At 37.1% G+C, this 13,318-nt stretch carries 14 protein-coding genes; 12 read left to right on the forward strand and 2 right to left on the reverse strand.

From position 1 onward, the window contains the following. Window positions 1-48 precede the first annotated feature (48 nt). The 3 genes from IPP61_10800 to IPP61_10810 are packed head-to-tail and all read left to right on the forward strand — an operon-like array spanning window position 49 to window position 2,221. Complete coding sequence (locus tag IPP61_10800) at window positions 49-1,089, forward strand: VOC family protein (protein MBL0325652.1); 1,041 nt, start codon at window positions 49-51, stop codon at window positions 1,087-1,089. Beyond that, window positions 1,090-1,860: an aminotransferase class I and II gene (locus IPP61_10805; protein ID MBL0325653.1), complete on the forward strand. Its 771-nt coding sequence runs from the start codon at window positions 1,090-1,092 to the stop codon at window positions 1,858-1,860. Further along, the gene (locus tag IPP61_10810; protein ID MBL0325654.1) at window positions 1,838-2,221 is read left to right on the forward strand and encodes a DUF3037 domain-containing protein; all 384 of its coding nucleotides are present in this window, start codon (window positions 1,838-1,840) and stop codon (window positions 2,219-2,221) included. Before IPP61_10805 ends, IPP61_10810 begins: the two co-directional genes overlap by 23 nt. A gap of 55 nt (window positions 2,222-2,276) precedes the next feature. Here IPP61_10810 and IPP61_10815 read toward each other — a convergent pair whose 3' ends face one another. Next, the gene (locus tag IPP61_10815; GenBank protein MBL0325655.1) at window positions 2,277-2,990 is read right to left on the reverse strand and encodes a peroxiredoxin; all 714 of its coding nucleotides are present in this window, start codon (window positions 2,988-2,990) and stop codon (window positions 2,277-2,279) included. A 114-nt stretch (window positions 2,991-3,104) separates the two neighbouring features. Between IPP61_10815 and IPP61_10820 the strand changes: the two genes are divergently transcribed. The 7 genes from IPP61_10820 to IPP61_10850 all read left to right on the forward strand — a co-directional run bounded on the left by IPP61_10820 (window position 3,105) and on the right by IPP61_10850 (window position 9,394). After that, window positions 3,105-4,043 carry a LysR family transcriptional regulator gene (locus IPP61_10820; protein ID MBL0325656.1) on the forward strand — a complete coding sequence of 313 codons (939 nt, stop codon included), beginning with the start codon at window positions 3,105-3,107 and terminating at the stop codon, window positions 4,041-4,043. Between the two features lie 166 nt (window positions 4,044-4,209). Further along, window positions 4,210-4,563 carry a 50S ribosomal protein L19 gene (gene rplS / locus IPP61_10825; GenBank protein ID MBL0325657.1) on the forward strand — a complete coding sequence of 118 codons (354 nt, stop codon included), beginning with the start codon at window positions 4,210-4,212 and terminating at the stop codon, window positions 4,561-4,563. 108 nt (window positions 4,564-4,671) lie between these two features. After that, window positions 4,672-5,442: a diaminopimelate epimerase gene (locus IPP61_10830; protein ID MBL0325658.1), complete on the forward strand. Its 771-nt coding sequence runs from the start codon at window positions 4,672-4,674 to the stop codon at window positions 5,440-5,442. A 180-nt stretch (window positions 5,443-5,622) separates the two neighbouring features. Beyond that, window positions 5,623-7,479, forward strand: coding sequence for a transcription termination factor Rho (gene rho, locus IPP61_10835; GenBank protein MBL0325659.1), 1,857 nt, complete (start codon window positions 5,623-5,625; stop codon window positions 7,477-7,479). A gap of 176 nt (window positions 7,480-7,655) precedes the next feature. Beyond that, complete coding sequence (locus IPP61_10840) at window positions 7,656-8,192, forward strand: OmpA family protein (protein MBL0325660.1); 537 nt, start codon at window positions 7,656-7,658, stop codon at window positions 8,190-8,192. A gap of 22 nt (window positions 8,193-8,214) precedes the next feature. After that, window positions 8,215-8,766, forward strand: a complete 552-nt coding sequence (locus IPP61_10845) for a hypothetical protein (protein MBL0325661.1) — start codon at window positions 8,215-8,217, stop codon at window positions 8,764-8,766. A gap of 109 nt (window positions 8,767-8,875) precedes the next feature. Next, window positions 8,876-9,394, forward strand: coding sequence for an HAD-IA family hydrolase (locus IPP61_10850; protein MBL0325662.1), 519 nt, complete (start codon window positions 8,876-8,878; stop codon window positions 9,392-9,394). A gap of 57 nt (window positions 9,395-9,451) precedes the next feature. On the opposite strand, the gene IPP61_10855 is transcribed toward IPP61_10850, so the two are convergent. Next, window positions 9,452-10,333, reverse strand: coding sequence for a LytTR family transcriptional regulator (locus IPP61_10855; GenBank protein ID MBL0325663.1), 882 nt, complete (start codon window positions 10,331-10,333; stop codon window positions 9,452-9,454). Between the two features lie 166 nt (window positions 10,334-10,499). On the opposite strand from IPP61_10855, the gene IPP61_10860 reads away from it, so the two are divergent. Both IPP61_10860 and IPP61_10865 read left to right on the forward strand, forming a co-directional pair. Beyond that, a complete protein-coding gene (locus IPP61_10860) occupies window positions 10,500-11,171 on the forward strand; it encodes an FKBP-type peptidyl-prolyl cis-trans isomerase (protein MBL0325664.1) in 672 nt (223 codons plus the stop codon). Between the two features lie 26 nt (window positions 11,172-11,197). After that, on the forward strand, window positions 11,198-13,285 hold the full coding sequence (locus IPP61_10865; protein ID MBL0325665.1) for a carboxy terminal-processing peptidase: 2,088 nt from the start codon (window positions 11,198-11,200) through the stop codon (window positions 13,283-13,285). Window positions 13,286-13,318: the final 33 nt, after the last annotated feature.

Consider the following 13,318-nt stretch of genomic DNA (forward strand, 5'->3'; position numbering starts at 1 on the left):
ATTTTACTATCAATTTTTCTAATTTTGGACTTTTATTTTAATATAATTATGTCAGATCAGAATTTGATTTCCGGAATACAGCAAGTTGGGATTGGTGTCGTTGACGCAGGTGAGGCTTTTAAATGGTATAATCGCACACTGGGCCTAAATGTGCCCGTTTTTGATGATGTTGCTGAAGCCAAACTTATGGTAAAATATACCGTAGGGAATATCCGCCAACGCAGGGCGATTCTGGCAGTAAATATGGCAGGTGGTGGTGGTGCCGAAATTTGGGAGTCCAAAAGACCCTTGCCTATTGCTTGCGATTTTGAGCCGCAGATAGGTGACCTGGGAATTTTTGCAGTTAAAATTAAATGCCAGAATATCGGTGATTTTGCACATCAAAATGGCCTGAAGGTTTATCAAACTCCTGAAAATAAGCCGACTGCTTGGTTAAAAGACCCCTACAGAAATCAACTTCAGATTGTAGAAGATGACTCATGGTACAAACCCGCAATTTCAAACACGGGAGGAGTTCTTGGTGCGGTTATCGGTGTGAGCGGCATGGAAAAAGCCCTTAAACTATATCGGGATGCTCTTGGATTGAAAGTGGTTTATGATAAAACCGGAAAATTTGATGATTTGGCGGGTTTGAGTGGAGGAGAAGGACAATTTAGAAAAGTGCTTTTGAAAAAAACGCATGAACCCGTGGGTGCTTTTTCAAGGTTGTTTGGAAATATCGAAGTGGAGTTGGTTCAGGCACTTGACAAACCTGTAAAAACCATTATGCAAGGCCGTTCATGGGGAGATCTAGGATTTATCCATTTGTGTTTCGATGCCCTTGATATGGATAAATTGGGTGAAAACTTAGCCTCGAAAGGTTTTCCATTTACGGTAGATAGTGCCAATTCCTTTGATATGGGTGATGCTGCCGGTCGTTTTACTTACATCGAAGATCCGGATGGTACTTTGATAGAATTTGTAGAAACCCATAAAGTGCCGGTTTTGAAAAAAATCGGATGGTTTATAGACCTCAAAAAACGTGGAAACAAAAAACCACTGCCCAATTGGATGATTAATACCCTGGGTTGGGGAAAAGTTAAAGCATAAATGCCACTAATCAGGACTGTAAATATTACCCGTTACATCAATCCGCTTCGTGAAGGCGGTTCTTTACCGGCAATTGTGGAGGCCGACGATGGTTTTTTGTATGTCTTGAAATTTAAAGGTGCCGGACAAGGTGCGAAAGCCCTTATTGCCGACTTTATTGGTGCCGAATTGGCTAGAGCAATCGGCTTAAAAGTGCCGGAAGTGGTTTTTGCCGAGTTGGCTGAAGGTTTTGGACGTACCGAACCCGATGAGGAAATTCAGGATTTACTACAATTCAGTACCGGACTTAATTTGGGATTGCATTATTTATCAGGTTCTATCACTTTTGATGCAGTTGTAAATGATATTGACGCATTTCTGGCCGCAAAAATCGTTTGGCTCGATGCTTTTTTGATGAATATCGATCGCACAGCCCGAAACACCAACATGCTCATATGGCACAAAGAACTGTGGGTGATTGATCATGGAGCTTCTTTATATTTTCATCATAATCCCGAAAATTGGGAGGAACAGGCATCAAAGCCTTTTCAGCAGATAAAGGATCATGTTTTATTGCAGAAAAGTGCCTCTTTAAATGAAGTCAATGATGCAATTCTCCAAAAGTTTACTCCTGAGTTTATTGATAAAATCGTGGATTTAATTCCGGAAGTCTGGATATCTTCTGATCCCGGAATCAGTAGAAATCTATACAGGGATTTCCTGAAATTACGTTTGAAAAATTCCTCAAAGTTTATTTCTGAAGCCGAAAATGCAAGAGAAAAACTGGTTTGAATATGCGGTAATAAGGCTCGTACCCAGAGTGGAGCGGGGCGAATATCTCAATATTGGTCTGGTTTTGTATTGCAAAAATCTAAAAAAAGTTTTTATAAAAACCCATTTAGACAGCCAAAAAATCAACTGCCTGTTTCCCGCAATTGATTTTGAAGAGCTTGGAAACCATATTTTTGCATTTGAAAAAATTTGTAATGCTACCCCTGATTCTGGTGTGATAGGTCAGCAAGATGCCCCGTCGAGATTCAGATGGTTAACCGCCAAACGAAGTACTATTATTCAGACATCAGAAGTACATCCCGGTTTCTCTTCAAATATTGAGAACACTTTTGACAAAATATTTAAGGAAATGGTTTTGTGAAAAAAACGGGCAAAATTTTACCCGTTTTTGATTCCAACCAACCTGAAAATATCAATTATTTTAAAATACTATTCATTACGTCTTCTTTGCTGATAGGTTTGGTACAGAAGAACCAGTCGTAACATTCAATTCCTTCTTCCTCACCATCCATACGTTTTTTAGCTACTCCGCACGAACCTGCTGTTGGTACAATAACCCTGTCACCTGGCTGCCAATCGGCTGGCGTTGCAATGCTGAAATTGTCAGCTGTCTGCAAGCCAATCAATACTCTGTAAAGTTCCTGAAAGTTACGTCCGAGGCTCAACGGGTAGTAAATAATAGTTCTGATAATCCCTTTAGGATCAACAAAAAATACAGCTCTGACGGCCTTGGTACTGCTTTCTCCGTCCTGTATCATTCCGTATTTTTTTGAAATCTCCATCGTGATGTCTTCAATCAACGGGAACTTAACCTCTACATTCTTCATTCCGTTGTACTCTATTTTGTCTTTGATAGTTCTTAACCATGCAATGTGGCTGTAAAGTCCATCCACTGAAAGGCCTAGTAATTCACAATTAGCGTCATTAAATTGCTGTTCCATACTCGCAAAAGTCATAAATTCTGAAGTACAGACTGGTGTAAAATCAGCAGGATGACTGAAAAATATCGTCCATTTTCCTTCGTAATCCTGTGGGAAATTAATATCACCTTGTGTAGTTATCGCTTTGAAAGCAGGTGCTTTATCGCCGATTCTTGGCATTGAGAATGTTTTTTCTGTTACATTTTCCATTTTTACTTATGTTTAAATTATCTTTTGTTCTAAAAATTTCTTCAAAATTAATCTCTAATTTACGATAGATAAAACTGAAAGATTCTATATTTGCTATAGTTTTTATCTATAGTTATGAATTTTCAACAATTAGAATACATAATCGCCGTCAATCAGTTAAAAAATTTCAGCCGTGCAGCAGAATTTTGCAACGTAACTCAGGCCACATTAAGTGCGATGGTCAAAAAATTGGAGGAAGAATTGGGTATTTCGATTTTTGATAGAAAGTCCAATCCAATTATGACTACTGAATGTGGATCAGATATTATAGTGGAAGCTAAAAAAGTGCTTTTTCATGCCCAACAACTTAAAACTGTTTCGAAATCTGCTTTCAATAAAATTGAGGGAAAATTGAGGGTAGGAGTAATTCCTACTGTGGCGAGTTCATTATTGCCCATTGTGATTAAGCCTGTACTGGAAAAATTCCCCGAACTTCAACTAGAGATTTCGGAGCTTACCACTTCCAATATTGTAAGACTCTTAAAAAATGGTGACATAGATGCCGGAATACTTTCCACCCCTATTTCCAACACCGACTTGGAGGAAGAAATATTGTATTATGAAATGCTGATGGTTTACGGGAATCTTGACACTTCCAAAAAATATCTGATTCCCGAGGAAATCAACCGAAATAATCTTTGGTTACTCGAAGAAGGGCATTGTCTGCGAGACCAGGTTTTGCAGTTTTGTTCCTTGAAGAGTAGTGATCACACTCCTGGGCAATTAAAATTTGAAGCCAATACTTTTGATACTTTGCTAAATATGGTCGATAGTTATGGTGGGCTCACCTTATTGCCGGAATTATATGTAAAAAAAATGAATTCAGACCAACAAAAGAAAATAAGCCCGTTTTCTTCGCCAATTCCGGTTCGGGAAGTGAGTTTGGTATATTTCCGACCTTTTGCCAAATTACGCCTAATCAATGCTCTGGCCAATGAAATCAGGGTTTTAACTGCTGACAAATTAGAGTCTTCAAAATACAAAAAAAGTGAGTTAGTGATAACTCAGGCTTAAAGCATCTTAAAGGCTACAAAATGGTCTGTCAGATTTTTTTTAGAACTCTTTGATTTATAGCTTAATGTTTATTATATTTGCACCTCATTTTCAGTAAATGCCTCTTTTGCCTGAAAGAAGCCTCTTTGCACCTGTAAATTTTTGTTAATTTTTTTATTAAAATAAAATGGATTTAATTAAATTTGTAGAGTCAGAATTTTTGGCCACAAAAGCCGGAGTTCCTGATTTTAAGGCTGGTGACACAGTAAACGTTTACGTAAAGATTATTGAAGGTAACAAAGAGCGTATTCAGCTTTACCAAGGTGTAGTTATACAACGTAAAAACTATGGCACCACTGGAGAATCTTTCACCGTAAGGAAAATTTCTAACGGTGTAGGTGTTGAGAGAATTTTCCCTGTTTTGTCTCCTTCAATTGACAAAATCGAAGTGATCAGAAGAGGTAAAGTACGCAGAGCTAAATTGTATTACCTGAGAGGTAAGCACGGTAAAGCCGCAAGAATCAAAGAATTAAAAAAATAATTTTGTCTTCACTGACAAATTAAGATTTTAAGTAATAGCTTTTTCATAATTTGTACAAAAACGTCATCTCTCTGAGGTGACTTTTTTTTTATAAATAAAATTTCTGAAATGACCGAATTTTTTAAATATCATGGAACCGGAAATGACTTTATAATGATTGACAATCGCCAATCAAAAGTCAGCCTTTCTACACAGGAAATTGAACAAGCCTGTCATCGAAGGTTTGGTGTAGGTGCCGATGGTCTCATAATGATAGAAAATGCTGTAGGATATGATTTCAGAATGAAATATTATAATTCCGATGGCCGGGAAGGCTCTATGTGTGGCAACGGCGGCCGATGTGCCGTACAGTTTGCATCAGATTTGGGAATTTTTGAAGAAAAAACAACTTTTATTGCAGTCGATGGCCCTCATGATTCAGCAATTCATGATGGGTTGGTATCGCTCAAAATGATTGATGTTTCAATTATTACAGATGAGGAGGAAGGTTATTTTCTTAATACAGGTTCACCCCATTTGATTGTTTTTGTAGAAAATATCGAAAAAATTGATGTTAAAACTGTGGGTTCGGCGATAAGATATTCTGAAAAATGGATAGCCAGAGGAGGAGTAAATGTGAATTTTACGGAAATTTCAAATCCTGACCAAATTAAAGTCAGAACTTACGAGCGGGGAGTTGAAGATGAAACATATTCTTGTGGTACCGGAGTGACTGCCGCAGCAATTGTTTCTCATTTTGTCAAAAGTACTTCCGAAATCGTAAATATTAACACTTTGGGAGGCCAGCTGAAAGTTAGTTTTAATAAATCAAATTTGTCAGATTTTTCTAATATTCATCTGATTGGGCCGGCAAAATTTGTTTTTAAAGGTTATTTATAATCATTTTTTGTTTTTTTTTTGTATAAAGACATTTTTTGTACTAAAATTGCATACAAATTATAGAATTACCTCAGGAAACTCTCCGATTAGTAATTTCAAAAACGCAAATCATCTGTTTTAGATTTTTTCAATCATTTGTTTTACAAACCCTCTGTTTTGTTTTCTTAAACAACATATTATATGTATCAACAAGACGACCTGAAGACCAAACTTCTGTCTGAACTTAAAAGTATTTGTGCTGATCTGAATATAGATTATGACAGGAGTGCTTCAAAAAAAGAAATCATACAAACGATTATTGACAAACAGCCCAAAAATCAGGAGAATACTGTAAAAAGTGAGCCCAAAGCCGCTGCAGTGAAGTCAACTGAAGTCAAAGCAACTAAATCAAGGATTTCAAAAACTGCTGCTCCTGAGCCAGAAAAAACTCCAGAGGTAGTTGTTCAGGTTTCTGAACCGGTGGTAGAAACTCCAGCTCCAGTAATCACTCAGGAACCAGCTGCTGAAGCTCCTCAAACTGTTAAACCGGAGGAAGAGTCAGCTTCACAGGAATCAAGTCCCAGACAAAGAAAACGGATTACCCGCATTGTTTCAGAGGATACCATGACTCCTGGTTTGTTTACCACTCATGCAACCACTATTGAGCCTAAAAAGAAAGCCGAAAAATATCCAAATGCTTTAGTAAATGAAGATGATGAGATATTTCAGGAAAATAATGAGGAAGAAGAAACCCCTCAGGTTTCTATTTCTGATGAAATTGACCTTTCTGATATAGAAGTAGATATTCCGGATATCACTGATGAAGACCTGGGTTTATTGCCTGATGATGAAATCAGCAAAGAACAAAGACAGGAGGCCAAAAGAAAAGAAGACTATGCACGCTCAATCAGGAAGCAATTCAATACTTTGGTAAAAGAATTTGACGGATTGATTGAAAATACCGGTGTTCTTGAAATCATGAGTGAGGGAAGCTACGGTTTTCTTCGTTCGGCAGATTACAACTACCTGGCCAGTCCCGATGATATATATGTTTCCCCATCTCAAATCAAACTTTTTGGCCTTAAAACCGGAGATACCATTAAGGGTTCGGTAAGACCGCCAAAAGACGGCGAGAAGTATTTCGCTTTATTAAAAGTAATCTCAGTTAATGGGAAAACTACTGAAGAAATCAGAGACAGGATTCCATTTGAATACCTCACTCCACTATTTCCACAGGATAAAATCAGTTTAAGTACCCGACCTGACATTATGTCAACCCGGGTGTTGGATTTGTTTTCGCCCATTGGAAAAGGACAGCGGGGAATGATTGTGGCTCAGCCTAAAACAGGTAAAACTGTATTACTGAAAGAGATAGCAAATGCTATTACGATTAATCACCCCGAGATATATTTGATTATACTTCTGATTGACGAAAGACCCGAGGAGGTTACAGATATGCAACGAAGTGTAAGGGCAGAGGTTATTTCATCAACTTTTGACGAAACTGCCGATAAGCACGTAAAAGTATCAGGAATGGTACTTGAAAAGGCCAAAAGATTGGTTGAATCAGGCCATGATGTAGTGATTTTGCTTGACTCAATTACACGTTTGGCTCGTGCCTACAATACGGTGATGCCATCTTCAGGTAAAATTCTCTCAGGTGGTGTGGATGCCAATGCATTGCATAAACCTAAAAGATTCTTTGGTGCAGCCCGTAAGATAGAAAATGGTGGTTCACTTACGATTGTAGCTACTGCTTTGATAGATACCGGTTCAAAAATGGATGAGGTTATCTTTGAAGAATTTAAAGGTACCGGTAACATGGAATTGCAGCTGGATCGTCGTTTGGCCAACAAGCGGGTGTTCCCATCAATAGATATTCTTGCCTCAGGTACACGTCGTGAAGACCTATTAATGGACAAAGACGAGTTGCAAAGGGTATGGTTGCTCAGAAAGTATATGGCGGATATGAATCCTATGGAAACTATGGAGTTTTTACTTGCCAAAATGAAAGGAACACGGAACAATCAGGAATTCTTGATGACCATGAACCGGTAAACTTAGGTTGATATATAAATAATTGAGGAGAATCTGAAGGGGTTCTCCTTTTTTATTGATTCCAATTTTTTTTTGTTACTTTTTTGAAAAAAAAATGTCTAATTAATTGGGATTGTGAATTTTGTATTAAATTGTAGTCCAAAAATCTTTTTCAATTTTTAACCCCTTTCTATATCATGAACAGATTCTTGATACCACTATTAATCTTTCTGGGGTCATTGCTTTACAGTTGGTTTTGGAATTGTTACCGCCAACCACATTGTGGTACTGGTGATTCGATTCCTGCTGAGCAGGTTATTTCTGCAGCTCCTGCAGCAGATAGTTTGCAAGCCGATACTGCACAAGTTGCTATGACTCCTGAAGAAAGTGTTCTATTTGAACCTTTAGATGTTTATTTTGATTCAGGTAAATCTTCTATTAACAGAAGTGCTGAAATTGAAGCCTGGTTAGCTACTGCCAAAGCATATCTGGCAAAAAATCCGGCTGAAAAACTGAGCGTAACCGGCCATACCGATAGTGATGGCGACGATGCCTCCAATCTGGCTTTGTCAGAAAAGAGAGCCAATTTGGTTAAAACAATTCTGTCAAAAGAAGGATTCTCTGCCGATGCACTTATTGTGGATGGTAAAGGGGAGACAGAGCCAATTGTTGCCAATGATACTCCAGAAAATAAAGCTAAAAATAGACGCGTTTCAATCAGATTATTAAAATAAAACACTTAAAAAGATATTAAAAATGGAAAATATACTCTGTTTATTAAAAAACTTCCCTTGGGATCTGTTCTTGTTCTTACTTGGCCTTGGGCTATTATTGTGGTGGTTACTTTCCAGCCTTATTGGCGGAAGATTGAAGTCTCATGCTGCTGAATTGCAGGATAGGATTAATTTTCTTGAAGGAGAATTGGAGGCTTGTCGTAAAGCAAAAGTTTCAGTAGAAGCTCCAAAGGTATCTGCAGATGCCGGTATTTCAGGTGCTGCGGGCGTGGCTGCCGGCGTGGCTGCTGCCTCAATTGCTCCCAAAGCAAAAAGTACAAAAAAAGACGATTTGAAAGTAGTGGAAGGTATCGGACCAAAAATTGAAGAGTTATGTCACAATGCGGGTATTTATACTTTTGCAGAATTGGCTGAAACTCCCGTTGAAAAAATAAAAGAAATTCTCGATGCTGCTGGTCCAAGATTCCAGATGCATGACCCTGCTACATGGCCTCAGCAGTCGGCTATGGCCCGTGACGGCAAATGGGATGAACTGAAAAAATGGCAGGAAGAACTAAACAAAGGTAAAGCCTGAAATTTTAGAAAATAAATTTGGAAAACGAGGGGAAACCCTCGTTTTTTGTTTTTATTGAAATGTCTTCAATAATCTTCCAGAGGATTAAGAGCTTTTTTGAATATAGAAAATGGAAATTAGAATTAAAGAAAAATTAAGTAGGATTACAACCTTCGTTTTTGACGTGGATGGCGTTTTTACCGATGGGACTATTCTCGTTGGTGAAAATGATATACAACGCATTTTTAGTGTAAGAGATGGTTATGCTGTTCAAATGGCTGCCAACCAGGGATATAAAATGGCTGTTATTTCAGGAGGAAAACAGGAAAGTATAAAAAAAAGACTTCAGGGCTTGGGAATCAACGACGTTTTTCTGGCTGTTGGAACCGACCAGAAACCCATAATTTTTGAAAAATACTTGTCTGATAACAAATTAAAAGAAGATGAGGTGTTGTATATTGGTGATGATATTCCAGATCTGCTTTTGATGCAAAAATTTAAAATATTTTCTTGTTGTCCACAGGACTCTTCACAAGAAGTTCTTGACTTTGCCGATTTTATTTGTGAAAAATCAGGAGGAAAAGGAGCAGTAAGAGAAGTGATTGAAATGGTAATGAAATATCAAAAGACCTGGATGAAAGGTTTTTAGAATAAATCAAACCGTAAATTTTCAAGAGAAAATTACGGTTTGGACCATTGGAGTCAATCAAATATTTTCCAGGTTTTTACGGTATCGGTTCGAAACCTTTACCAGTTCGTTTACTTTAGCAATCGCAATTTCATAACCACGGGCATTTCCGGTTACTTTCATAATTGCATTGGCATTTAGCACAATGTTTTTGTGAAATTTTATAAATTGGGGATGATGACCCAATTCTTCCCTCACCTCTTTTTCTGTAATATTGATGATAGATTTATCAATACCTAATGGGTTTTGATAATAAAACTCCGTGCTGTTTTCACTTATTTTAGCATAAATCAATTGATTTGGGATTAAACTTAGTTTTTCCCCATGACCCAGAAAAACCAATATTTTTAACGGATTTTCTGAGTTAATAATATTCTTAGAAGCCAATTCATAATTGAGGTTTTCAGCCTTTTTGGTGAATTTGTTGGTATGAATATTTTCCTGTAAATAAATAAAAATAATAATCGGAATTATAGAATATACAAAATACAATATGCTGTCAACCGGAAATGAAAAACCTGATAACGGAATAGTATTCCAATAGATTCCCAAACCGGCGATAATCAAAAACGACATTAATAAAGACTGTACTAATTGTTTCGAGCCGGTCCAATGATGTTCATCAAAATATTCTTTTGCCAGTAAAGGCAACACAAACTCACAAAGCAGCATAGCTCCCAGAGCAATCAAGCCTGAAATGGAAATTGCCATATTCCTTTGTTCGGTTTCTAGAAAACTTAAGCCAAATGGCTTAACTAAATATAACAGCAAAAAAATAATTGTTGCTATAGCTAAAGCATGCAAAAAACCTCTGAAAGAAAGTGTAGAAGAATGATATGGTTTTTTAAAAGTGTTAAATGCTGATTTAACAGAGCTTTTGATTTTATTAAGAAAAGACATTTTTTTATTGATTAAATTACTCAACAATAGATTTTCAAAAATTATACCACAAACTATTAACGGTAAAATTTGTTAATCTTTATGTTAAAAATGTTAAATTTATTACGTTTTTTTGTCATTCTAACGTATTTAGAGAAATATTTTTGTAAAACTTATAATATAAAAAATGAAATTATCCTCAAAAAAAGTATTTGTAATTCTTTTTGTTTCAGTTATCACATTCAGCAAAACTCAGGCTCAATCCTTAAAAACTGCTCTTGATTCACTAAGTTATGCCATCGGGATCAATGTAGGCGATAATATTAGAAATCAAAAACTCGACGTTAATCCTGATATTTTAGCGAGAGCGATTAAAGATGCCATCGCAAATAATAAATCTGTGATGACTTCAGAGTCTTCGAGTGCCTTTATTCAATCCTATTTTCAGAGAGAAAGTGATAAGGTGGGTAATGAAAATAAGGCTAAGGGAGAAACTTTTTTATCTCAAAATAAATCAAAACCAGGAGTAACTACGTTAAATAGTGGACTTCAATACAAAATTTTAAAAATGGCTGAAGGCCCCAAGCCGGCAGCATCTGACAGAGTTAAGGTACATTATCACGGAACACTCATTGACGGTACAGTTTTTGATAGTTCAGTAAACAGAGGCGAGCCGGCCACATTTGGGGTAACTCAGGTGATAAAAGGGTGGGTTGAGGCATTGCAGCTGATGAGTGTTGGGTCAAAATGGACACTTTACATTCCATCTGATCTTGCTTATGGTCAGCAGGCACCTCCTTCAATCGGCCCAAATCAGGTTTTGATATTTGATGTGGAATTGATTGAAATTGTTAAATAAAGCAATTTTATAGCGAAATACAAATTATGAAAAAGACATTTTTGACCTGGCTTGGAACATTGTCGGTTTTGGTATCAATTGCCCAAACCGAAGCTCCAAAATACAGTTATGCCGATTTAGAGCCAACAGCATCCCAGACAAAAGTGCAGGCTTTTGTAACTCAATTCCTAAATAATTACCACTACAGTAAGTTTTCGATTGACGATTCTCTGTCTGCAAAAGTATGGAAGAGTTTTATCGACAATGTGGATGGCTCCAGGGCTTATTTTACGGCTGAAGAAATCAAAGATTTTGAAAAGTATCAGTACAAAATTGATGAGGCATTACTTTCAGGTGATGTAGATGCACCTTTCGAAGTATTTAATCTTTATAGAAAAAAGTACAAAGAAAGACATGCTTATATTAAAAACCTTTTAAGTAAACCTTTGGATTTTACTACAAATGATACTTATGAAGTAAACAGATCTAAATCTCCCTGGGCTAAATCTGAAGCCGAGCTTGACAAAGTATGGGATAAAATCATCCTGAGTCAGGCACTTAGTCTCAAATTGGGCGGAAGTACCGACAGTGCAATTGTAGCCACAATGAATAAACGCTACGACATGTATGAGACCAGAGTCTTGAAATGGAGATCTGAAGATGTTTTCCAAACATTTGTCAATTCTTTTACAGAAACCATTGACCCTCATACCTCCTACATGATTCCCAGTACTGCCGCTCAGTTTAATATTGAAATGAGTCAGTCTTTGGAAGGAATAGGAGCTACACTTCAGAATGAAGGTGATTATGTCATGATCAAAGAGATTATTCCCGGTGGTCCTTTGTTTAAAAGCGGTCAAGGAAATAAAAACGACTATATTGTTGCCGTTGCCCAAGGTGATGACGGTGATTATCAGGATATTATTGGTTGGTTGACCGACGACGCCGTAAAACTTATCAGAGGGAAAAAAGGAACAATTGTAAGGTTGAAATTACTCGCCTCTGATGCACCGGCAGGTTCTGAGCCGCGGATTTTGAGACTTGAAAGAGAGAAAATCAAACTTGAAGAAGCAGTTGCACAGTCCAAAATTATCGATGTTAAACATGATAAAAAAGATTTCAAAATCGGAATGATAGAAATCCCCATGTTTTACCGCGATTTTGAAGACGCCCGAAAAGGAGGTGATTTCCAATCTACAACCAAAGACGTAAAGAAGTTTCTACTTGAATTTAAAGAAAAAGGTGTTGATGGTGTTTTGATTGATTTACGTAATAATGGTGGTGGCTCATTGACAGAAGCCATTAATCTCTCCGGGCTGTTTATATCTGAAGGTCCTGTGGTTCAGCGTCGTAGTTCTCGTCAGAAAGTCGATGTTGAATACGATACAGATAAAGAGTTGGTTTACAGTGGTCCACTAATGATATTGCAAAACAGATTTTCCGCTTCGGCTTCAGAGATTTTTGCAGGAGCTATTCAGGATTATAAAAGAGGAATTATCGTAGGGGAGAGGTCTTATGGAAAAGGTACCGTGCAGCAATTGGTTGATCTGGATCAGTTTCTGAATTCCCCTCGAAATGCTTCCCGAAATAACAATAGAGGGTCTGTAGCAGGGAATGGCAATGTGGCCATGGGTGTTGGTTTTGAAAACAAAGAAAGGTATGGACAATTAAAACTTACTACCGAGAAGTTTTACAGAATTACAGGAAATAGTACCCAATTAAAGGGAGTAGAACCTGACATTGCTTTACCATCGCCTTTTGACCCTGACGAAATGGGGGAGAGTTCACAACCTACCGCCCTACCTTATGACCAGGTTGAATTGGCAGAATTTGAAAAGCAAGGAAATATTAACGATAAATTAATTAATAAACTTAATTCAAAATTCCAGTCAAGACTTAAATCAGATCAGGATCTGAAAGATTTAGTTTCTGATTTGGATGAATACAAAATTCTGAAGGAAAAAAATGAATATTCTTTGAATTATGAAATACGTAAAAAAGAGAAAGAGGACTCGGAAAAGAACCGAAAAGCTGTTAAGAAAATAAGTAAATCAAACAGTAGTTCTGATGATGATGATGTTTATCTCAATGAATCAGAGAAAATTTTATGTGATTTAATTTCAAACACAAAATAATGCAAACAAAAAACCCCGGATCAACCGGGGTTT

Source organism: Cytophagaceae bacterium (assembly GCA_016722655.1).
Taxonomy (GTDB): domain Bacteria; phylum Bacteroidota; class Bacteroidia; order Cytophagales; family Spirosomataceae; genus Leadbetterella.

Coding starts and splice junctions, on each gene's coding strand:
- IPP61_10850 (MBL0325662.1), top strand. CDS start 8,876: ATGGAAATTAGAATTAAAGAAAAATTAAGTAGGATTACAACCTTCGTT.
- IPP61_10865 (MBL0325665.1), top strand. CDS start 11,198: ATGAAAAAGACATTTTTGACCTGGCTTGGAACATTGTCGGTTTTGGTA.
- IPP61_10855 (MBL0325663.1), bottom strand. CDS start 10,333: ATGTCTTTTCTTAATAAAATCAAAAGCTCTGTTAAATCAGCATTTAAC.
- IPP61_10810 (MBL0325654.1), top strand. CDS start 1,838: ATGCAAGAGAAAAACTGGTTTGAATATGCGGTAATAAGGCTCGTACCC.
- IPP61_10800 (MBL0325652.1), top strand. CDS start 49: ATGTCAGATCAGAATTTGATTTCCGGAATACAGCAAGTTGGGATTGGT.
- IPP61_10805 (MBL0325653.1), top strand. CDS start 1,090: ATGCCACTAATCAGGACTGTAAATATTACCCGTTACATCAATCCGCTT.
- IPP61_10815 (MBL0325655.1), bottom strand. CDS start 2,990: ATGGAAAATGTAACAGAAAAAACATTCTCAATGCCAAGAATCGGCGAT.
- IPP61_10845 (MBL0325661.1), top strand. CDS start 8,215: ATGGAAAATATACTCTGTTTATTAAAAAACTTCCCTTGGGATCTGTTC.
- IPP61_10840 (MBL0325660.1), top strand. CDS start 7,656: ATGAACAGATTCTTGATACCACTATTAATCTTTCTGGGGTCATTGCTT.
- IPP61_10860 (MBL0325664.1), top strand. CDS start 10,500: ATGAAATTATCCTCAAAAAAAGTATTTGTAATTCTTTTTGTTTCAGTT.
- IPP61_10830 (MBL0325658.1), top strand. CDS start 4,672: ATGACCGAATTTTTTAAATATCATGGAACCGGAAATGACTTTATAATG.
- rplS (MBL0325657.1), top strand. CDS start 4,210: ATGGATTTAATTAAATTTGTAGAGTCAGAATTTTTGGCCACAAAAGCC.
- IPP61_10820 (MBL0325656.1), top strand. CDS start 3,105: ATGAATTTTCAACAATTAGAATACATAATCGCCGTCAATCAGTTAAAA.
- rho (MBL0325659.1), top strand. CDS start 5,623: ATGTATCAACAAGACGACCTGAAGACCAAACTTCTGTCTGAACTTAAA.